This window comes from Enterobacter genomosp. S, assembly GCF_001631805.1.
In the GTDB taxonomy this organism is placed as follows: Bacteria; Pseudomonadota; Gammaproteobacteria; order Enterobacterales; family Enterobacteriaceae; genus Enterobacter; species Enterobacter quasihormaechei.
The window spans coordinates 536,936-556,928 of record NZ_LVVA01000001.1 but is presented as its reverse complement, the minus strand read 5'-3'; the positions used below and the strand labels follow the sequence as shown (position 1 = coordinate 556,928).

The window sequence follows — 19,993 nt, the reverse complement described above, 5'->3', positions numbered from 1 at the left end:
AAAGGGGATGATGTCACGCATTGCACAAAAAGCGTGGCAATCCTGTCATATTGCACCATCATAGAGCACCGTTTTGGTGCGCTTCGTTAAGGTCGTCTGACAGGGGGATATTTAGCGCAGAATTTGACGAAAAAACAATCTTCTGTTAACGGTTGTGTGAGGTGATTATTACATTTTATTCACTTTTGCGGCCGTTGCGGGCAAAAGTGCGCACCATAAATGTGCAAAACCCCCGCCGGGGGGCGAGGGTTATTCAGACAATTCGCAGGAATTATTCGATGTTGGACTCGATAAACCACAGGAACTGGTCCAGGTCGCGAGAGGCAGCGGTGAAGATATCCGCAGTGTCTTCGTCTTTCGCTTCGCCAATTGCTTTACGCACGTCGTTCGCGACGATCGCGTAACGGTCCGCCAGCTCTTTCAGGTGATCCTGAACGGTATGGATATCCAGCGGATAGCTTTTCAGTGGCGTTTTGCTGTTGATCACCTGTGTGGTACCCAGTGCCACACCGCCCAGCTGTACGGCGCGTTCGGCCATGGTGTCCAGGTGAGTTACCAGTGCTGTGCGGAAGCCATCCAGCATTTCATGAACGGCAATAAAGTTTGCACCGCGCATATTCCAGTGGGCCTGCTTGGTGATCAGCGAAAGATCGATGAACTGGACCACCTGGCGATTCAGCAACTCAATGGTCGCTTTTTTATCGCTATCCGATACATCGTTACGGGTATAAAGCAGATTAGACGCTTTCGTTTTCACCAGTTTAGCGGTACTCATAATCTCATATCCTCTTGATGTTTGTGTCCCAGGTAATTACGGGGTTAAGTATAGCACCGGATTTTTTCCCTGCGGTTTGGCTCTGCCTATTGGTTTAATAGCGAAAGGTTGGTTGAAGTTTTAAATTGCTGAATTTTATGTGTTTTATTTAAATTGATGCAGATCAAACTTAATTCTTTCCCAGACAAGGCGGGCAGCTGAAATATTTTGGCAATATAAGGAAGTTTGTAAGAAATTATTTGAAGCGCGGACGAGACCTCTATTCTGCATGGCCGGTAAGCCATGCAGAATTTAAGGGCTAGTTGAGGTCAATTTTTTCAACTTTTGGTTCCGGGCGCATGGTCAGCGTGGAGCCCATTGACGCCGCGATAATCGAACAGAGCGCCAGCGTCTGTACCAGCGTCAGGGTTTCGCCGAGGAAAATCATGCCAGAGATAGCGGCCAGCGCGGGCTCCATGCTCATGAGCGTACCAAAAATGCGCGTAGGCAGCCGCGTCAGGGCGATCATCTCCAGAGAGTAGGGAAGCGCCGTGGAGAGAATGGCGACCGCCAGCCCAACCGGCAGGATGGACCATTGCCAGATCGAATCCGTGGCCTGCGCCATGCCGATCGGGACAAAGATGATGGCGGCAATCAGCGAGCCCAGGGCGACCGTCGCAGGGCCATGCTCTTCCCCCGCACGCTGGCCAGTGAGAATATACACCGCCCAGCAAGCCCCCGCGCCCAGCGCCAGAGCAGCCCCCGTCAGATCGATCTGTGAAACGCTTTGACCGAGCGGCAGCAGGAACCAGAGCCCCAGCACGGCCAGTATGACCCAGATAAAGTCCACCGGACGACGAGAAGAGAAAAGGGCAACCGCCAGCGGGCCGGTAAATTCAAGCGCAACCGCGATCCCCAGCGGGATAGTCTGAATAGAGAGGTAGAACATGTAGTTCATCCCTCCCAGCGCCAGCCCATAGAAGAGCAGGGGAAGTCGCTGCTCCTTTTTAAAACGTAGCCGCCAGGGCTTAAAGATCACCACGAGGATAAGGGTGCCTAACGCGATACGCAGCGCCGTAACGCCCGGCGCACCAACCAGCGGAAAGAGCGATTTTGCCAGCGACGCGCCGCTTTGAATGGACATCATCGCGATAAGTATAACGACTACCGGCATCCAGACCGACGATTTACGGGGTAAACCAGGCATCCTTTCTCCTGTCAATTTTTGTCAAAAGAGGTAAAAGTGGCAGTGTAATGGAAATAAGCTGCGACGGTTGAGCTACTGTTGAAAAAAATCCAGGGAAAATCCGTAAAATGAGGAAAGGTTGATGCTTTTATCGCCTTAAAGATTAGGAATAATCTGGATGAACTTTCTGGCGATGACGCGCACTATTAGCGTTTGAAGGTGAAAATCTGGAGTTATTTGAACAAGATAGCTGGTGCTGGAAATGTTCTGTTACAGGAAAGGTCGCATTAGACATCGTGAATGACAAAGAGTTTCACAGATTTTTTTGATATATTTAAAACTTACGGACTTACTTGAAGCACATTTGAGGTGGTTATGAAAAAAATTGCATGTCTTTCAGCACTGGCAGCTGTTCTGGCTGTTTCCGCAGGTACCGCTGTAGCGGCAACTTCTACTGTAACTGGTGGTTACGCTCAGAGCGATATGCAGGGCGTGATGAACAAAACCAACGGTTTCAACCTGAAGTACCGTTACGAGCAAGACAACAACCCGCTGGGTGTGATCGGTTCTTTCACTTACACCGAGAAAGATCGTACTGAAAATGGCTCTTACAATAAAGGTCAGTACTACGGCATTACCGCGGGTCCTGCTTACCGTCTGAATGACTGGGCAAGCATCTACGGTGTTGTAGGTGTTGGCTACGGTAAATTCCAGCAGACCGAAAACCAGGGTCTGAACCGTACTGCTAGCAACAGCGACTACGGTTTCTCCTATGGCGCAGGTATGCAGTTCAACCCAATCGAAAACGTTGCTCTGGACTTCTCCTATGAGCAGAGCCGTATCCGCAACGTTGACGTTGGCACCTGGATTGCGGGCGTAGGTTACCGCTTCTAATCACTTCGGTGAGCCAGTAAAAAATCCGCCCTTTGAGGCGGATTTTTTTTATGGAAGATAAAGCAAAACGGCAACCAGAGGTTGCCGTTTTTAGTGTTTGTGCCTCTTCCGGTGGGAGAGGCCAGCGTAAAGGCATCAGTCCGCACGAGACGGCAGAGATCACTTACTCTTAATATCGAAAATATCCGTTCCCAGATGGTTATAGTCAACTTTCTGTAACTTAAAGTTGGTAATGTACACTGGCGGGCCCTTCTTCCCGGAGATAAACGGGTAATCATTTTTTATCTCTTTCGCCTTAATCCCCGTCCACTGGGAGAAGAATTTCAGGAAATCGTTCGCGGAACGACGCGCTTTGATGATGCGATGCGTTTTGTCATCACTCGACAGCACCATAAACGGTACCTGGAAGTTCTGCTGGAATTTGTCATCGTGGGCCAGATACTGCACCTCTTTTCCGCGCTCCTTAAACGCCAGACCGTGGTCAGAGAAATAGACCATCGAGAAGCTGTCGCCGCTGTTGCGCAGCTGTGCATACAGCTTGCTGAGCAGATCGTCGGTTTGCGTCATGGTGTAGAGGTAGCAGGAGGTCTCTTTCGACTGCACGAAATCAGCGTATTTTCCCTTCGTGCGGTCGCAGGCCTGCGGATGGGAACCCATCAGGTGCAGAACAATCAGCTGCGGCTGGGTGCGCTGGGTGGCAAAAACCTGCGCGGTCATTTTCAACAGCGCTTCATCTTGCGTATTTTTGTCCGCTTCAAAGTCACCGCTTTTCAGGAACTGTACCTCGTCGGCACGCTTCGCGATGCTGGCAATGGCGGTATCATATTCGCCAATCTGCCCCTGGTTGGAGAACCACCACGTCTGAAAACCGGCCCGGTTGGCCAGGGTGACAAAATTATCCTGAAACTGCGGTTTTCCATCCACGACGCGGTTGAGCGTCAGACCGAGAGATTTTTGCGTTGAGCCGCTGGCCGCCACGTAGTCGGTAAACAGCGTACCGTTGACGGCGCTCGCAAACGGCGTGTTATCCCAGTGACCGCCAAACGCGCCGAGCGCATCGCGACGCGCGCTTTCACCGATCACCACCACGTAGGTGTGATACTTCGGTTTTACCGCCAGCACGTTCCAGGTGTCTTTCATTGTGGAAAGCTCGGCCATACGCGCCTGCTCGTCGAGCACTTCCTTGTTATTCTCCACCACGTCTTTAACGAAGCGAAACACCGGATAACCGGTATCTTTCAGCTTAAATACGCCGCCCCAGGCCAGGTTTTGTACCGGCGCGACAAAAAACGTCACCACGCTAAAGGCCAGGCACAGGCTTTCAATTTTACCCCACCGCTTTTTCTCAACGGGCTTACGACGAACCGCCATCACGCCCAGGGCAAAAATGAAAAGGCCAACCACGTAGTTGTACCACGGGAAGATCGTCAGGATCTCCGTGGACTCTTCCATATTGGTGGAGTGTAAAGCCAGCAGGGTATTAAAGTTCGGCGCGCCATAGGCCTGGCCAAACGGGAAATAGGCGGCAGCAACCAGAGAACAGATCCCGATAAGCACTTTTTGCACGCGCGGTGCGCTTTGCCACAGCAGGTGAAGGATGCAGGTGAATCCGACGGCATAAAGCAGGCTGAACGGGTAGCCAAGGGCAAAGTTAATCAGCAGCGATTGCAAAAAATAGAATCCCGTCCACGGGCTTAAGGCCCGGCTGCGGGTAACAAGTGTATCAATCAGGGTTACGTTCATAGATCGCTATCACGAAAACGCCATGTGCTCACCCTGGCGCCAAGGGTCAAAGCCTGCCTGACTGTGCGTGAAAAGGGAATGAGGGGTCCGCTTCAGCGAGCCGCAAAGGATGCAGGGCTGCAAGAAGATAGTGCGAGCGTGAAGTAAGGTCAACAGTTGCTAAACAGATGTTTTGCGAAGGGGGCTGCAAATCCGCAAAAATAATCGGGAAAAGGACAGTGTGCCGGGGAAAAGTGACGGGAAAATGAAGCGGCGTACCGCGACGCCGCTTAGTGGGAAGATTTGTCGTCCTGCTGCGGTTTGGTGGTAAACATATCGCACAGCATGTTCACCAGCATCAGGCGCACTTTAAAAGGAGAGTGGGTAAACACGTTCATACACCTCTTGAATTCATTCATAAGACCTCCTGATTCATGATCCCTTCGATCCGTGAAGGGTGACTGCATTACATACAGATATAGCACAGGCTATATTCTATAGCTATGGCTAATTCGTTAATTTTTTGTGCTTGTAGAGCTATGGTTTACAATGTGCGCTCCGTTACAGGGCGCTGGAAGCGTCAACCCCATTGAGGAAGCACAATGAACCGTCGCGCAGGTAAGCCAACAACAAAAAAAACGACGCAACTGGTGAACGTTGAAGAGCATGTGGAAGGCTTCCGTCAGGTGCGTGAGGCGCACCGCCGGGAACTGATTGATGATTATGTTGAGCTGATCTCCGACCTGATCCGTGAAGTGGGCGAAGCGCGTCAGGTCGATATGGCCGCACGGCTGGGGGTATCTCAGCCAACGGTGGCCAAAATGTTAAAACGTCTGGCGTCGGTAGGGCTGATCGAAATGATCCCCTGGCGCGGGGTGTTTCTTACCGCTGAAGGCGAAAAGCTGGCGCAGGAGAGCCGCGAGCGCCATCAGATCGTCGAGAACTTTTTACTGGTGCTGGGCGTCAGCCCGGACATTGCCCGTCGGGACGCCGAAGGGATGGAGCACCACGTCAGCGAAGAGACGCTGGTGAAGTTCCGTGAATTTACGCTCAAATACGGTCCCTCCGCTGAATGAACATTCCCGGTTTGCAGGCCCTGAAACGCGATCGCTTTTTCCATCTTTTACTCATCATTGGCGTTGGGCTCAGCGTCTTTGTGCCCTTCAGGCCGCAGGCCTGGCCCGCGGCAATAGACTGGCGCACCATTATTACCCTGAGCGGTTTGATGATGCTCACCAAAGGCGTTGAGCTGAGCGGCTATTTTGACGTGCTGGGGCGCAAAATGGTGCGCCGCTTTGCCACCGAGCGCAAGCTGGCCCTGTTCATGGTCTTTTCGGCGGCGCTGCTGTCGACCTTTCTCACTAACGACGTGGCGCTGTTCATTGTGGTGCCGCTGACGCTTACGCTGCGTAAGCTGTGCGAAATACCGGTTACCCGCCTGATTATTTTTGAAGCGCTGGCCGTCAATGCGGGTTCGCTGCTTACGCCAATCGGTAACCCGCAGAATATTCTGCTGTGGGGTCGCTCGGGCCTGTCGTTTACCGCGTTTACCGGGCAGATGGCGCCGCTGGCGCTGGCGATCGTGGCGACGCTGCTGGTGGTCTGCTGGTTTGCTTTCCCGAATAAAACGTTGCAGTACCACAGCGGTTCAACCGGCCCCCAGTGGCAGCCGCGTCTCGTCTGGAGCTGCCTGGGGCTGTATATCGTTTTCCTCACCGCGCTGGAGCTAAACCAGGCGCTGGCGGGCGCGCTGCTGGTGGCGTGCGGTTTCCTGTTCCTCGCCCGGCGGGTGCTGGCGAGCGTCGACTGGACGCTGCTGCTGGTGTTTATGGCGATGTTTATTGACGTGCATCTGCTGGTTCAGCTCCCGGCATTGCAGAACGTTCTCCAGAGCGTTAGCGGCCTGTCGCAGCCGGGATTATGGCTGACGGCGATTGGTCTTTCGCAGGTTATCAGTAACGTGCCGTCCACCATTTTACTGCTTAACTATGTTCCCCCTACGGTGCTGCTGGCGTGGGCGGTCAACGTTGGTGGCTTTGGGCTGCTGCCCGGCTCGCTGGCAAACCTTATCGCCCTGCGCATGGCCAACGATCGCCGTCTCTGGTGGCGCTTCCATCTATGGTCAATCCCGATGCTGCTCTGGTCAGCGGCGATCGGTTTCGGACTATTCCTTCTCATATAGTGCGCAATTTGTCAGTTTTTCCTGGCAAATGTATAGCAACGTCCTAGCTTTAGTGAACGGCATAGTGTGATGCCGCTCACTGACAGGACCGTTGCTGAACTATGGCAGAAGAACAAAATCCACCTGCTGACGAGCAGGATAAAAACAATAACGAGCGCAAGCGCCCGGGCAAAAAACCGTTAATTATCCTCGGCATCGTGGTCATCGTGATGGTGATCGTGGCGCTGGTCTGGTGGTTTTTAACCCGCAACGAAGAAACCACCGACGACGCCTTTACCGACGGCGACGTGGTGACCATTGCCCCCAAAACGGCGGGCTACGTTACCGAGCTTCGCGTGCGGGATAACCAGCGCGTGAAGAAAGGGGACGTGCTGGTGGTGATCGATCCTCGCGATACCACCGCCCAGCGCGATCAGGCTCAGGCTCAGCTTGGGCTGGCTATCGCGCAGCTGCATCAGGCTCAGGCGCAGCTGGCGCTCTCAAAAGTGCAGTATCCCGCCCAGCGTGACGAAGCCAAAGCGCAGGTGCTGAAAGCGCAGGCCGATCTGGCGAACGCGCAGGCGGAGTACCGGCGCCAGCGCGGCGTCGACCCGCGCGCGACCACCCAGCAAAGTATTGATTCTGCGAACGCTCAGCTGCGCAGCGCTCAGGCTGGCCTTGCCAGCGCACAGGCGCAGCTGGAAGTGGCGGAGCAGGTACAGCTGCAAATCCGCCAGCAGGAGACCAACGTCGAAGCCCGCGAGCGTCAGGTCGAACAGGCCAAAGCGCAGCTGGAAACCGCGAACCTGAACCTCTCTTACACCGAAGTCCGCGCCCCGTTCGACGGCTTTGTCACCAAACGCAACGTGCAGCCCGGCACGCTGGTTCAGGCGGGCACCGCGCTGTTCTCGCTGGTCTCCCCGCACGTGTGGGTGGTGGCGAACTTTAAAGAGTCCCAGCTTGAGCGCATGAAGCCCGGCGATAAGGTTAGCGTCTCCGTGGATGCCTGGCCGGATATGGAGCTTGAAGGCCATATCGACAGTATCCAGCAGGGCAGCGGCTCGCGCTTCTCCGCCTTCCCGTCGGAAAACGCCACCGGTAACTTCGTGAAGATTGTTCAGCGCGTACCGGTAAAAATCGTCATTGATAAAGGTCTGGATCCGAACAAGCCGCTGCCGCTGGGGCTGTCGGTTGAACCGAAGGTCACCGTGGAATGACGGATCATAGCCACGATAACTGGAAGCCCGCCAGTAACCCGTGGGCGGTGGCGATTGTCGTCACCCTGGCGGTGTTCATGGAAATTCTGGACACCACCATCGTCAACGTCGCGCTGCCGCACGTGGCGGGGTCGCTCTCGGCCAGCTACGACGAATCCACCTGGGTACTGACAAGCTACCTGGTGGCGAACGGCATCGTGCTGCCCATCTCGGCGTTCCTGAGCCGGCTGTTTGGCCGCAAGCAGTTCTTCCTCATTTGCATCGTGATGTTCACCATCTGCTCGTTTCTGTGCGGCATCGCCACCGAGCTGTGGCAAATCATCCTGTTCCGCGTGATGCAGGGCTTCTTTGGCGGCGGGTTACAGCCCACCCAGCAGTCGGTGCTGCTTGATTACTTCAAGCCGGAGGACAGGGGCAAAGCGTTTGGGCTTTCCTCCATTGCGATTATCGTCGCGCCGGTGCTCGGCCCGACGCTGGGGGGCTGGATCACCGACAACTACTCCTGGCGCTGGGTGTTCTTTATCAACATCCCGGTGGGGATTGTGACGGTGCTGGCGATCTACCAGCTGCTGGAAGATCCGCCGTGGGAGAGCAAATCAAAAGAGAAGCTGACCATCGACTGGACGGGGATCGGCCTGATCGCCCTCGGTCTGGGTTGTTTGCAGGTGATGCTCGACCGGGGCGAGGATGACGACTGGTTCTACTCGAACTTTATCCGCACCTTCGCGGTGCTGACGCTGGTCGGCATTATCGGCGCAATCTACTGGCTGATGTATGCCAAAAAGCCGGTGGTGGATCTGCACTGCATGAAGGACCGCAACTTCGCGATCTCCAGCCTGCTGATGGCGGGGATGGCGATGATCCTCTACGGCAGCTCGGTGGTGATCCCGCAGCTTGCGCAGCAGGATTTGGGCTATACCGCCACCTGGTCCGGGCTGGTGCTCTCGCCCGGGGCGGTGCTGATTGTGCTGACTATTCCGCTGGTGCTGAAGCTGATGCCGGTGGTGCAGACGCGCTGGATCATCGCCTTTGGCTTTACCTGCCTGGCGGTGTCGTTCTTCTGGTCCCGCACTCTGACCCCGGACATCGATTTCGAGACGCTGGTTCTGTTCCGCAGCGCCCAGTCGATTGGGCTGGGGTTCCTGTTTGTGCCGCTTACCACCATCGCCTTTATTTCGATCCCAAGGCGGCTCAACGCCGACGCGGCGGCGCTGTTTACCATGTTCCGCAACGTGGCCGGCTCGATTGGTATTTCGCTGTCGACGGCGGCAATCACCGAGCGCTCGCAGGCGCACAGCGCGCACCTGGCCTACCACGCTTCGCCGTTTAACGAGCAGTTCCAGCTGGCAATACGCGAAAGCGCGCAGGCGATCCAGAACTTCACCACTCAGGTGGGTGACCCGACCGGCATTGCCACCGGGCGGATGTACCAGACGATGATCGAGCAGTCGCGCTTCCTGGCCTACATCGACGTCTTCACCATTCTGAGCGCGGTGGCCTTCTTACTGATTCCGTTTTGTTTGTTGCTCTCGCCGGTTAAGAGCGAGGGGAGTGCAGGAGCACACTGATGATACACATACGTTTACACCCCCTGATGATAATGATGCTGCTGGTGGGCTGCGCCGTCGGGCCGGACTACCAGCCGCCCGCGCCGCCCGACACCACGCACTGGAACGATAAGGGCGATAGCGCGGTAAAATCGCAAATCACCTCCACCGCGACCAATCCGCGCTGGTGGAAAACCTTCGGCTCGCCGCAGCTCGACAGCCTGGTTGAGCGCGCCATCGCCGGGAATCTGACGCTACAGCAAACGGTATTGCGCATTGCCGGCGCGCGCGAACAGATTAACCAGGCGGGCGGGGCATTTTTCCCGTCGGTGAATGGCAATGTGCAGGCGACGCGCCAGCAGCTTGGGCTGGAAGGGGAGCTAAAATCCCACGGCGTGTACGACCAGCTGGATAATGTCGATCCGCAGCTGCGAAGCGCGTTAGGCCCGCTGACGCAGCCGATCAATCTTTACCAGGGCAGCTTTGACGCCCAGTGGGAAATCGATCTCTGGGGCAAGGTTCGCCGTCAGGTGGAAGTCGCCGAAGCGCAGCAGAAGGCCGCCATCGAACAGCGTAACGATGCGCTGGTGTCGCTGGAGGCCGAAGTGGCGCGGGCGTGGCTACAGCTGCGCGGGGCGCAGAGCATCATCGCCACGCTCAATACGCAAATTGAGAGCGCGCAGCAGACGCTGGATCTGACCGAAAGCCGCCAGCGCGGCGGGCTGTCGCCGCAGATGGACGTGGAAAACGCCCGGGCGCAGCTGGGTAATCTTGAAGCCCAGCTACCGCAGTATCAGGCCCAGGAACGCCAGGCGATGAACGGGCTGGCGATCCTGCTTGGTAAACCGCCGGGAGCGCTGGACGCCGAGCTCCAATCGGTGCAGCCGATGCCCGCGCTGCCGGATATCGTGCAGACCGGCATTCCATCGACGCTGGCCCGCCGCCGTCCGGACGTGCGCGAAGCGGAGGCGAACCTCCACGCCGCCACGGCGCAGATTGGCGTCTCGGTGGCTGAACTGTTCCCGAGCTTCACCCTCTCCGGACAGTTTGGCCTGCGCAACAGCGAATCCGGCTGGCTAACCGACTGGAGCAGCCACTTCTACAGCTTCGGCCCGCAGGTTTCCATTCCGATTTTCCAGGGGGGGCGGCTGGTCTCCAGCGTCAAGGTGGCGCGCGCGCAGCAGGGCGCTGCGGTACTGGACTATCGCCAGACGGTGCTCACCGCGCTTGGCGATGTCGAAAATGCGCTGGTGAGCTATCGCACCGACCAGCAGCGTGAGGCGGGTCTCGCGAAAACCATCGACGCACTGCAAAACGCCTTTGATCTTGCCAGCGACAGTTACCGGCAGGGGATCGCCAGCTTTATCGACGTGCTGGACGCCCAGCGTCAGCTGGCTCAGGCCGAGCAGCAGCGCGCGCAGGCGCAGGTGCAAAGCGCGCTTGACCTGGTGGCGCTTTACAAAGCCCTCGGCGGCGGCTGGGAGCCGTATCAGCAGGTGCGACTGCCGGATTATGCTGTCTTTGGCGACGCTCCGCGCGGATAAATTCAGAGAAATGGGCAAGAAACGGGCAGGAACGCCACATTCGCGATGGCTGAGGGGCGGGTATAACTATCGGGTACCCAAACGACATGCGAGGAATGACTTATGCGTTATCAAAAACTGGGCAATACCGGGCTGTTTGTTTCTGAACTCTGCCTCGGCACCATGACCTTCGGGGGTGAAGGCGGCATGTGGGGCAAGATTGGTCAGCTACAGCAGAGTGAGGCCGAGCAGCTGGTGGGCCGCGCGCTGGATGCCGGGATTAACTTCATCGACACCGCCGACGTTTACTCGGAAGGGCGTTCGGAGGAGATTACCGGGCAGGCGCTGAAGAACCTGAAAATTCCGCGCGAAAACGTGGTGGTTGCGACTAAGGTATTTGGCGAAACCGGGACGGCAGGAGTGAACTCGCGCGGCAGCTCGCGCTATCACATCATCAGCAGCGTGAAGGAGAGCCTGCGTCGCTTGCAGCTGGATCATATTGATCTTTATCAGCTCCACGGCTTTGACCCGGCAACGCCTGTTGAAGAGACGCTCTACGCACTGGATAACCTGGTGCAGCATGGTCACGTGCGCTACATCGGCGTCTCGAACTGGGCGGCATGGCAGATTGCCAAAGCGCTGGGCATTTCCGAGCGACTCGGGCTGGCGCGTTTCGCATCCCTCCAGGCGTATTACACCATCGCCGGACGCGACCTTGAGCGCGAGCTGGTACCCATGATGCAGAGCGAAGGCGTCGGGCTGATGGTCTGGAGCCCTCTGGCGGGCGGCCTGCTGAGCGGAAAATACGATCGCGACGGGCAGAGCGAAGCCGGTAGCCGCCGTCTGGCGTTCGACTTCCCGCCGGTGAACAAAGATCGCGCCTTTGACTGCGTGGACGTTATGCGCAAGATTGCCGAGAGCAAGGGCGTCTCCGTCGCACAAATCGCCCTGGCGTGGCTGCTGCACCAGAAAGCGGTGACCAGCGTTATTATTGGTGCGAAACGCGTCGATCAGCTTGACGATAACATTGCCGCCACCGGGATCCGCTTAAGCGAAGACGAACTTAAGCAGCTGGATGCCGTCAGCGCGCTGCCGCGTGAATATCCGGGCTGGATGCTGGAGCGGCAGGGGGAGTATCGTCGCAATCAGCTCGCGCAACAATAATCCTCCTCATCCCCGGCGGTGCTTCGCCTGCCGGGGATGATATCGAAGAAAATAACGACAAGCTGCTTTTGCCGATTCAACGGCGGGCTCTGCCGTGAATCAGCAACCGTCTTTGCAGGTTGCCGCTGGGTTTTGCTCAAGGATCCTTACCAGCAGGGCTCGGGGTTCTCTTATTACATCTGTTCCAATTGCCAGTACTTTGCCGTCCCGTTCTGCTGAATACTTCGCGACAACATCACCGAATGCATTTCGCTGGAGGGCAACCTGTTGTCCTGCTTTGACCGTATCGCCGGGTTTAACGAAAACTTCCGCAAACCCCCCCGTGGTTGCGCGTATTGAACTGATAGCATTACCAATATACGTTTTATTGCTGCTGGCGGTTGCGCCGATTTTGCCTTCAATAATCCTGTAATGGATCAGGACATTGAGGGCGCCTTCTAAACCCCGGGCAATCATATCCTGCTGGTAAATCCTCGGCTCTCCCGTCTCGGCTGTTATCGCCGGGATACCATTTTGAATAAAGGTTGTTTCCACTGAGCCTGCTTCGCCGGGATCTTTCTTAATTTGATCTGCCGGAAAAAGTTCCGCAATAGTCCGGGCATCTGCATTTCGATAGTCGGCATAAATGAACAGAGGATAAGCCGTTCCGGTAGACTGGGTGTGATAGTCAATCGCCAGGTCGACATTTCCCTTGTAAACCTTGTTCCACATCATCCATGCCTGACGCTCAGGAGGGTTACCCGTTTCTTTTCCAGGATGCACGCGGTTGTAGTCGATCGTCTCACCCCCATCTGTTGAAACAGACCATGTCCGGGAGACCCTTTCAAGACCAGAACGGTTTGGGCCAATAATGCCAATAACGCTTCCTTTCATTTTCGCGGGGTCCAGTTGTTCCATCACTTTTTGTACGATGCGCACGCCATTTAGTTCATCCCCGTGGACGCCCGCCTGAAGTAGAACCTTCTTCCCGTCCGTTTTCCCTTTTGCCACCATGATGGGTACATACCAGCGCTGTCCCGTTCCTGTCTCAACCCCCTCGAACATGAAGCGATGTTGTCCGGCTGGCAGGTCTGATACATCCAGCGTAGAGATGACCGGCACTCCCTGTACTTTATCACCCGTAAACACTGTTGCCGCGTGAGCCATTGAGCCTGGCAACGCTAAGCTGAGAGCGAATGCGATACGGCGAGTAAATATCTTCATGAGCGTCATTTTCCATTTGATAGGGTTGAGATTTTTATTTTTTGGCCTGGGCCGTGGTTCGTGCGCATTAAGTTAATAATGATTTTACGAGGCGAGCCAGTGGCAAGGGTGGGAAATGTGATTCTGCATAGGCTAATGCTCAGGCCTGAATAACAGGATTTCGCTATTCATTTTTCCTGCACAGCGCTTCTTTCCGACATTCCTCACAAAAAACGATCCTCCCCTTTGATCGAAATTTCATCTTCGCCTATATGACTAGTCATGAGATTTTAAATGACTAGTCATATAGGGAGAGAGCATGAACAATTCACTGCCGGCCAACTTTTTATGGGGCAACTCGGTGTCCAGCATGCAGACGGAAGGGGCCTGGAACGAGGGTGGGAAGGGGATGTCGGTGTACGACATTCGTGAAGCCGGAGAAAACGTCTCCGACTGGAAGGTGGCGACCGACTCCTACCACCGCTACCGGGAAGATTTCGACCTGATGCAGGATCTGGGCATGAACTGCTACCGCTTCCAGATCTCCTGGAGCCGCGTCTGCCCGCAGGGCGACGGCGCGTTCAACGACGAGGGCATCGCCTTTTACGACCGCTTTATTGACGATCTCATCGCCCGCGGCATCGAGCCGATGGTCTGCCTCTACCACTTCGACATGCCGCTGGCGCTGGCGCAGGAGTACAACGGCTTCAACGATCGCCGCGTGGTGGAGGCTTTTATCCGCTACGGCAAAAAGATGATCGACTGCTTCGGCGACCGGGTAAAGTACTGGCTGACCTTTAACGAGCAGAACATCTTCCATATGCCGGAAGCGTTCCGCATTTCCGGCTATATGAAAGGCGAGAAAACCCTGCGCGAGCTGTATGAGCTTCAGCACCATGCGATGGTGGCGCACATGTCGCTGACCGAGTATCTGCACCAGACAAAACCGGGCCAGCTAATGGGCGGCATGCTGGCGCACCAGCTGATCTATCCGGCCACCTGCAAGCCGCGCGATATCTTCTGCGCCCAGCAGTATGACGAATTCCTCAACCAGAACCTGCTGCGCGTCTTCGCAGGCCAGGGCTACAGCCCGGCGGTGATGGCGGTGGTGGAGCAGGAGGGCTTTGGTGATATCTATCGCGCCGACGATCTCGCTCTGTTTGCCCGCACGAAAAACGACTTTATGGCCTTCAGCTACTACGCCAGCAAAACGCTGGACAGCGATGCAATCCCGGAAGGCACGCCGGTCAACGATTACCTGCTGTACGGCGAGAAAAATAACCCGTACCTGAAGGCCACCGAGTGGAACTGGCAGATCGACCCGCTCGGTTTTCGCACCATAATCATGCGTTATGCCAACGACTGGCGCATGCCGGTCTTCCCGATTGAAAACGGTATAGGGGTGATTGAGTCCTGGGACGGGGTCAACCCGATTGAGGACACCTACCGCATCGACTACCACCGGGCGCATATCGAGGCCATGAAAGACGCGATGTTCGAGGATGGCGCAGAGGTCATTGGCTATCTCGGCTGGGGACTGATTGACATTCTCAGCTCGCAGGGCGACATGCGCAAGCGCTACGGCGTGGTCTACGTCAACCGCGAGAATCACGACCTGAAAGACCTGAAGCGCGTGCCGAAGAAGAGTTACGCGTGGTTAAAACAGGTTATCCATACCAACGGACGCGAGATGTAAGCCGTACGCTGCCGGGCCGTTTTTGTGACTGATTGATGGGAACACTCCGCTATGTCTGAAACAAAAATCACACCGCACATGCAGTCCTTTGTCGATAAATTTGTTGAGTTCTCGGCGCGCCTGGCAAACCAGGTGCACCTGCGCTCCCTGCGTGATGCTTTCGCCACAGTGATGCCGATTTTCATCCTCGCCGGTCTGGCGGTGCTGGTGAACAACGTGGTGTTCCCGTGGATTTTTGAGGGCGACACGCTCGCGCATTTTAAGGTGTGGGGGGAGGCGATCGTCAACGGCACGCTGAACATCGCCGCGCTGCTGCTGGCGCCGATGATCGCCTGGTCGCTGGCGCGCAACAAAGATTTCGACAATCCGGTCTCGGCAGTGGTTATCGCCGTCAGCAGCTTTATCATCATGATGCCGATGCGCTTACAGGTTACGCCCGTTGGCAGCGACGCTGCGGTCAGCGTGACGCAGGTACTGACGTTCGCCAATATCGGCTCCACCGGGATTTTCGCCGGGGTGCTGATTGGGCTGCTCTCCACCGAGCTGTTCATCGCCATTTCGCGGCTGAAGGCGCTGCACATTTCGCTGGGGGAAAACGTGCCCCCGGCGGTTAGCAAATCCTTTACCGCGCTGATCCCGACCATTCTCACGCTCTCCCTGTTCGCGGTGCTGGCGGCGCTGCTGGCGAACGTGCTGCATACGGATCTGATCCATCTCATCACGACCTTTATCCAGCAGCCGCTGCGGCTGATCAACACCAGCCTGCCGGGGACGATTTTCATCTACAGCTTCGGCAACTTCCTGTTCACGCTCGGCATTCATCAGTCGGTGGTCAACAGCGTGGTGCTGGAGCCGTTTCTGCTGATTAACACCAACGAGAACATGCTGGCCTTCGCCAACGGACAGCCCATCCCGCACATCATCAACAATATTTTCGTGCCGACGTTTGGCATGGTGGGCGGCACGGGCAGCACGATCTCGCTGCTGATCGCCATCTTTATCTTCTCGCGGCAACAATCGGCGAAGCAGGTGGCGCGTCTGTCGCTGGCACCTGGCTTATTCAACATCAACGAGCCGGTGATTTTCGGCCTGCCGATCGTCTTTAACCTGCCACTGATGATCCCGTTTGTGCTGCTGCCCGCCATCGGCATTTACTTCGCCTGGCTCTGCACCACGCTGGGGTTTATGTCCCGCTGCGTGGTGATGATCCCGTGGACCACGCCGCCGATCCTCAGCGCCTGGCTGGCGACGGCGGGGGACTGGCGCGCCGTGGTGGTCCAGTTGGCAATCATCGTATTTGGTGTATTCTTCTACCTGCCTTTCCTCAAAATTGCCGAGCGAGTGGCCTTGAAAAACAGCGGGATAGAAAACTAACAGAAAGGAAGGACGATGGCGGCGAAGTACATCACCATAGCGCGGGAAATTAAGAAACGCATTATCAGCCAGCAGTACGCCGCCAACGAACCCCTGCCGGACCAGTTTGCACTGGCGGCGGAGTTCAGTACCAGCAGGATGACCATTCAGCAGGCGATGCGCCAGCTGATCGTCGAAGGGCTGGTCTATACGCGTCAGGGGCAGGGCACCTTCATTCGCAAAAACTTTCTCCAGCTATCGCAGTGGGATCTCTCCGGCAGCGACTACTTTGGCGCGACTAAAACTTGGGAGCATTTAGGCACGGTGACGAGCCAGGTGGTGCATTTCGAACTGCGCTTCCCGAACGAAAAAGAGCAGGCGTCGCTGATGCTAAATCCGGATGCGCCGATCTACGACTTCATCCGCCTGCGCTTGCTGAACGGTGAGCCCATGTCTCTGGACGCCACGGTGATGCCGCTCAATCTGGTGCCCGGCCTGAACAAAGCCCATCTTGAAAGTTCGGTGTTCCAGTACGTTCAGGAGACGCTGGGGCTGAAGATCATGGGGTCGTATCGGGTGGTGCGGGCGCTGAAGCCCAGTGCGCTGGATATGCAGCATCTGATCTGCGAGCAAACCGATCCGGTGCTGGAGGTGGAGCAGGTAATCTATCTCGAGGACGGCACGCCGTTGGAGTACGCCCACTGCCATTATCGCTACGATCATGGCGGCATCGTTATCGTAAATAACGGATAAAAAAAAGCGGGCTCCGTGGCCCGCTTTTTTGACGTTTCGCAATCAGTTCAGACGTACCGGCATACCGGAACGGTTCTGAATCGCCTGGTCAACGACGGTCGTTTCAACATCCGCCTGAGAGGTCACGGCCTGCACCGCGCTGGTCAGCTTAATTGGCACGATTTCATTGTTATTGATCTGATCTTCGCTGGTGGACAGCGGGTTGTGCACTTCAATGTAACGGCTACCGTCCGGCTCGGAGGTCGCTTTTACCGGTTCGTTGATGAACTGCACGCGCGTGCCGACCGGCACGTTTTCAAACAGGAACTTGATGTCGTCGTTACGCAGACGCACGCAGCCGTGGCTTACGCGCAGGCCGATACCGAAGTTAGCGTTGGTGCCGTGGATGGCATACAGACGGCCAATGTACAGCGCGTACAGACCCATCGGGTTATCCGGGCCGGCAGGTACAACGGCGGGCAGCGGCTCGCCCGCGGCGATGTATTCCGCGTGCATTTTGGCGGTCGGCGTCCAGGTTGGGCCCGCTTTCTTACGCTCAACTTTGGTGGTCCAGTTCAGCGGGGTATCTTTGCCCAGCTGGCCGATGCCGATAGGCAGCACGATCACCGTGTTGGTGCCTTTCGGGTAGTAATACAGACGCATTTCGGCGCTGTTGATCACGATACCTTCGTGAACGGTATCTGGCAGGATCAGCTGCTGCGGAATGTTAAGCACCGTGCCCGCTTTTGGCAGGTACGGGTCAACGCCCGGGTTAGCTTCCAGCATGTTAGACAGGCCGAGCTGGTACTGCGCCGCAAAGTATTCCAGCGGCTGGGTGTTACCTTCCGGAACCGTCACCACCTGGTTTTCACCCACCAGACGGCTTCCGTCTGTCGGCAGGGGATACGTCACCGCAGACGCGGTCTTACAAAAACCTACTACGGCTAACGCCGCCGCAAAAAGCGTTGTTAATTTCATGTTCATGTTATGCGAGGTATCTAAGCCATTCTGGCGATGAGTTGATAAGACTGAATCTGTAATGGGAGCGCATTATATGTGCATTCCCGTTAACTGGGAATTCAGATGTGTACGAAATCACATTTTTTTCGATTTTGTTAAAGTTTAGTGGATTACCGCAACACGGGATCTCAATTCGGAATTGTGGCATAATGCCGTGTTTATCACACTTTTCGCAGGAATCTCTCCGTGTTAGTTACCAGCAACGTCACTATGCAGTTTGGCAGTAAGCCGCTGTTCGAAAATATTTCCGTCAAATTTGGCGGCGGCAACCGTTACGGCCTGATTGGTGCCAACGGTAGCGGAAAATCCACCTTTATGAAGATCCTCGGCGGCGATTTAGAGCCGACGCTGGGCAACGTGTCGCTCGATCCGAACGAGCGTATCGGTAAGCTGCGTCAGGATCAGTTCGCCTTCGAAGAGTTCACCGTGCTCGACACCGTGATCATGGGGCACGCGGAGCTGTGGGAAGTGAAGCAGGAGCGCGATCGTATCTACGGTCTCGCCGAAATGAGCGAAGAAGACGGTTATAAAGTGGCCGACCTGGAAACGCAGTACGGCGAAATGGACGGCTACTCTGCGGAAGCGCGTGCGGGCGAGCTGCTGCTGGGCGTCGGTATTCCGGTAGAACAGCATTACGGCCCGATGAGCGAAGTCGCGCCAGGCTGGAAGCTGCGCGTGCTGCTGGCACAGGCGCTGTTCTCTAACCCGGACATCCTGCTTCTCGACGAACCGACGAACAACCTGGACATCGACACCATCCGCTGGCTGGAGCAGACGCTGAACGATCGCGACAGCACCATGATCATCATCTCGCACGACCGTCACTTCCTGAACATGGTTTGTACGCACATGGCGGATCTGGACTACGGCGAGCTGCGCGTTTATCCGGGCAACTACGATGAGTACATGACGGCGGCAACTCAGGCGCGTGAACGTCTGCTTGCCGACAACGCCAAGAAGAAAGCGCAGATTGCGGACCTGCAATCCTTCGTGAGCCGCTTCAGCGCTAACGCCTCTAAATCCCGTCAGGCAACATCGCGTGCCCGTCAGATCGATAAAATCAAGCTGGAAGAAGTGAAAGCCTCCAGCCGTCAGAACCCGTTCATTCGCTTCGAGCAGGACAAGAAACTGTTCCGTAACGCGCTGGAAGTTGAGGCGCTGACCAAAGGCTTTGATGAAGGCCCGTTGTTTAAAAACTTCAACCTGCTGCTGGAAGTGGGCGAAAAGATTGCCATTCTGGGCGCCAACGGCGTGGGTAAATCCACCCTGTTGAAAACCCTGGTAGGCGAACTGCAACCGGACAACGGTACCGTGAAATGGTCTGAAAACGCGCAGATCGGTTACTACGCGCAGGACCATGAATATGAGTTCGAAAACGACCTGACAGTCTTCGACTGGATGAGCCAGTGGAAGCAGGAAGGGGACGACGAACAGGCGGTACGCAGCATTCTGGGGCGTCTGTTGTTCAGCCAGGACGACATCAAAAAGCCCGCCAAAGTGCTCTCCGGTGGTGAAAAGGGCCGTATGCTGTTCGGCAAGCTGATGATGGAAAAACCGAATATCCTGGTGATGGACGAACCAACCAACCACCTGGATATGGAATCTATCGAATCTCTGAACATGGCGCTGGAGATGTATCAGGGCACCCTGATCTTCGTTTCTCACGACCGTGAGTTCGTCAGCTCCCTGGCGACCCGCGTGATCGAAATTACGCCAGAGCGCGTAGTGGACTTCACCGGTAACTACGAAGATTACCTGCGCAGTAAAGGTATCGACGGCTAAAAAAAAGCCGGGTGGCGGCTTCGCCTTACCCGGCCTACGTTCTATCCCCTCTCCCTGTGG

The 19,993-nt window shown here is 56.1% G+C and carries 17 protein-coding genes; 11 read left to right on the top strand and 6 right to left on the bottom strand.

The genetic code is table 11. From position 1 onward, the window contains the following. Window positions 1–271 precede the first annotated feature (271 nt). A complete protein-coding gene (gene dps, locus A3466_RS02635) occupies window positions 272–775 on the bottom strand; it encodes a DNA starvation/stationary phase protection protein Dps (RefSeq protein WP_000100801.1) in 504 nt (167 codons plus the stop codon). A gap of 298 nt (window positions 776–1,073) precedes the next feature. After that, the gene (rhtA, locus tag A3466_RS02630; RefSeq protein WP_063449278.1) at window positions 1,074–1,961 is read right to left on the bottom strand and encodes a threonine/homoserine exporter RhtA; all 888 of its coding nucleotides are present in this window, start codon (window positions 1,959–1,961) and stop codon (window positions 1,074–1,076) included. A 354-nt stretch (window positions 1,962–2,315) separates the two neighbouring features. Here rhtA and ompX point away from each other — a divergent pair, with 354 nt between their 5' ends. Continuing rightward, window positions 2,316–2,834 carry an outer membrane protein OmpX gene (gene ompX / locus A3466_RS02625; protein ID WP_003858450.1) on the top strand — a complete coding sequence of 173 codons (519 nt, stop codon included), beginning with the start codon at window positions 2,316–2,318 and terminating at the stop codon, window positions 2,832–2,834. 159 nt (window positions 2,835–2,993) lie between these two features. On the opposite strand, the gene A3466_RS02620 is transcribed toward ompX, so the two are convergent. Next, window positions 2,994–4,577 (bottom strand): phosphoethanolamine transferase, encoded by a 1,584-nt coding sequence (locus tag A3466_RS02620; RefSeq protein ID WP_063449277.1) that lies wholly within the window; start codon window positions 4,575–4,577, stop codon window positions 2,994–2,996. A 269-nt stretch (window positions 4,578–4,846) separates the two neighbouring features. Beyond that, window positions 4,847–4,975 carry a manganase accumulation protein MntS gene (mntS, locus tag A3466_RS02615; protein WP_063449276.1) on the bottom strand — a complete coding sequence of 43 codons (129 nt, stop codon included), beginning with the start codon at window positions 4,973–4,975 and terminating at the stop codon, window positions 4,847–4,849. A 183-nt stretch (window positions 4,976–5,158) separates the two neighbouring features. On the opposite strand from mntS, the gene mntR reads away from it, so the two are divergent. The 6 genes from mntR (at window position 5,159) to A3466_RS02585 (ending at window position 12,168) form a co-directional block, all read left to right on the top strand. After that, window positions 5,159–5,632, top strand: coding sequence for a manganese-binding transcriptional regulator MntR (gene mntR / locus A3466_RS02610; RefSeq protein WP_063449275.1), 474 nt, complete (start codon window positions 5,159–5,161; stop codon window positions 5,630–5,632). Next, a complete protein-coding gene (locus tag A3466_RS02605) occupies window positions 5,629–6,738 on the top strand; it encodes an anion transporter (RefSeq protein WP_063449274.1) in 1,110 nt (369 codons plus the stop codon). The genes mntR and A3466_RS02605 overlap by 4 nt, the downstream gene beginning before the upstream one ends. Before the next feature lie 101 nt (window positions 6,739–6,839). Continuing rightward, window positions 6,840–7,934 (top strand): HlyD family secretion protein, encoded by a 1,095-nt coding sequence (locus tag A3466_RS02600; RefSeq protein WP_063449273.1) that lies wholly within the window; start codon window positions 6,840–6,842, stop codon window positions 7,932–7,934. Further along, window positions 7,931–9,502: a DHA2 family efflux MFS transporter permease subunit gene (locus tag A3466_RS02595; RefSeq protein WP_063449272.1), complete on the top strand. Its 1,572-nt coding sequence runs from the start codon at window positions 7,931–7,933 to the stop codon at window positions 9,500–9,502. The genes A3466_RS02600 and A3466_RS02595 overlap by 4 nt, the downstream gene beginning before the upstream one ends. Then, window positions 9,502–11,025, top strand: a complete 1,524-nt coding sequence (locus A3466_RS02590; protein ID WP_063449271.1) for an efflux transporter outer membrane subunit — start codon at window positions 9,502–9,504, stop codon at window positions 11,023–11,025. The genes A3466_RS02595 and A3466_RS02590 overlap by 1 nt, the downstream gene beginning before the upstream one ends. Window positions 11,026–11,127: 102 nt before the next feature. Beyond that, window positions 11,128–12,168 (top strand): aldo/keto reductase, encoded by a 1,041-nt coding sequence (locus A3466_RS02585; RefSeq protein ID WP_063449270.1) that lies wholly within the window; start codon window positions 11,128–11,130, stop codon window positions 12,166–12,168. A 99-nt stretch (window positions 12,169–12,267) separates the two neighbouring features. On the opposite strand, the gene A3466_RS02580 is transcribed toward A3466_RS02585, so the two are convergent. Next, window positions 12,268–13,371, bottom strand: coding sequence for a succinylglutamate desuccinylase/aspartoacylase family protein (locus A3466_RS02580; RefSeq protein ID WP_082830906.1), 1,104 nt, complete (start codon window positions 13,369–13,371; stop codon window positions 12,268–12,270). Between the two features lie 298 nt (window positions 13,372–13,669). Between A3466_RS02580 and A3466_RS02575 the strand changes: the two genes are divergently transcribed. From A3466_RS02575 to A3466_RS02565, 3 genes are read left to right on the top strand one after another with little or no spacing between them, the layout of a single operon-like run. Then, on the top strand, window positions 13,670–15,046 hold the full coding sequence (locus tag A3466_RS02575) for a glycoside hydrolase family 1 protein (protein WP_063449269.1): 1,377 nt from the start codon (window positions 13,670–13,672) through the stop codon (window positions 15,044–15,046). A gap of 51 nt (window positions 15,047–15,097) precedes the next feature. Continuing rightward, window positions 15,098–16,420, top strand: a complete 1,323-nt coding sequence (locus A3466_RS02570; protein WP_063449268.1) for a PTS sugar transporter subunit IIC — start codon at window positions 15,098–15,100, stop codon at window positions 16,418–16,420. A gap of 15 nt (window positions 16,421–16,435) precedes the next feature. Then, the gene (locus A3466_RS02565; RefSeq protein WP_063449267.1) at window positions 16,436–17,152 is read left to right on the top strand and encodes a GntR family transcriptional regulator; all 717 of its coding nucleotides are present in this window, start codon (window positions 16,436–16,438) and stop codon (window positions 17,150–17,152) included. 42 nt (window positions 17,153–17,194) lie between these two features. On the opposite strand, the gene ldtB is transcribed toward A3466_RS02565, so the two are convergent. Continuing rightward, on the bottom strand, window positions 17,195–18,115 hold the full coding sequence (gene ldtB / locus A3466_RS02560; RefSeq protein ID WP_063449266.1) for a L,D-transpeptidase: 921 nt from the start codon (window positions 18,113–18,115) through the stop codon (window positions 17,195–17,197). 222 nt (window positions 18,116–18,337) lie between these two features. Between ldtB and A3466_RS02555 the strand changes: the two genes are divergently transcribed. Beyond that, window positions 18,338–19,933 carry an ABC-F family ATPase gene (locus tag A3466_RS02555; RefSeq protein WP_041910703.1) on the top strand — a complete coding sequence of 532 codons (1,596 nt, stop codon included), beginning with the start codon at window positions 18,338–18,340 and terminating at the stop codon, window positions 19,931–19,933. Window positions 19,934–19,993: the final 60 nt, after the last annotated feature.

What these genes read in the sequence shown, in the direction of transcription:
- mntS (WP_063449276.1), bottom strand. Translation starts at nt 4,975, where the DNA reads ATGAATGAATTCAAGAGGTGTATGAACGTGTTTACCCACTCTCCTTTT.
- A3466_RS02580 (WP_082830906.1), bottom strand. Translation starts at nt 13,371, where the DNA reads ATGAAGATATTTACTCGCCGTATCGCATTCGCTCTCAGCTTAGCGTTG.
- A3466_RS02575 (WP_063449269.1), top strand. Translation starts at nt 13,670, where the DNA reads ATGAACAATTCACTGCCGGCCAACTTTTTATGGGGCAACTCGGTGTCC.
- mntR (WP_063449275.1), top strand. Translation starts at nt 5,159, where the DNA reads ATGAACCGTCGCGCAGGTAAGCCAACAACAAAAAAAACGACGCAACTG.
- A3466_RS02590 (WP_063449271.1), top strand. Translation starts at nt 9,502, where the DNA reads ATGATACACATACGTTTACACCCCCTGATGATAATGATGCTGCTGGTG.
- A3466_RS02595 (WP_063449272.1), top strand. Translation starts at nt 7,931, where the DNA reads ATGACGGATCATAGCCACGATAACTGGAAGCCCGCCAGTAACCCGTGG.
- ompX (WP_003858450.1), top strand. Translation starts at nt 2,316, where the DNA reads ATGAAAAAAATTGCATGTCTTTCAGCACTGGCAGCTGTTCTGGCTGTT.
- A3466_RS02585 (WP_063449270.1), top strand. Translation starts at nt 11,128, where the DNA reads ATGCGTTATCAAAAACTGGGCAATACCGGGCTGTTTGTTTCTGAACTC.
- A3466_RS02620 (WP_063449277.1), bottom strand. Translation starts at nt 4,577, where the DNA reads ATGAACGTAACCCTGATTGATACACTTGTTACCCGCAGCCGGGCCTTA.
- dps (WP_000100801.1), bottom strand. Translation starts at nt 775, where the DNA reads ATGAGTACCGCTAAACTGGTGAAAACGAAAGCGTCTAATCTGCTTTAT.
- A3466_RS02600 (WP_063449273.1), top strand. Translation starts at nt 6,840, where the DNA reads ATGGCAGAAGAACAAAATCCACCTGCTGACGAGCAGGATAAAAACAAT.
- rhtA (WP_063449278.1), bottom strand. Translation starts at nt 1,961, where the DNA reads ATGCCTGGTTTACCCCGTAAATCGTCGGTCTGGATGCCGGTAGTCGTT.
- A3466_RS02565 (WP_063449267.1), top strand. Translation starts at nt 16,436, where the DNA reads ATGGCGGCGAAGTACATCACCATAGCGCGGGAAATTAAGAAACGCATT.
- A3466_RS02605 (WP_063449274.1), top strand. Translation starts at nt 5,629, where the DNA reads ATGAACATTCCCGGTTTGCAGGCCCTGAAACGCGATCGCTTTTTCCAT.
- A3466_RS02570 (WP_063449268.1), top strand. Translation starts at nt 15,098, where the DNA reads ATGTCTGAAACAAAAATCACACCGCACATGCAGTCCTTTGTCGATAAA.
- ldtB (WP_063449266.1), bottom strand. Translation starts at nt 18,115, where the DNA reads ATGAACATGAAATTAACAACGCTTTTTGCGGCGGCGTTAGCCGTAGTA.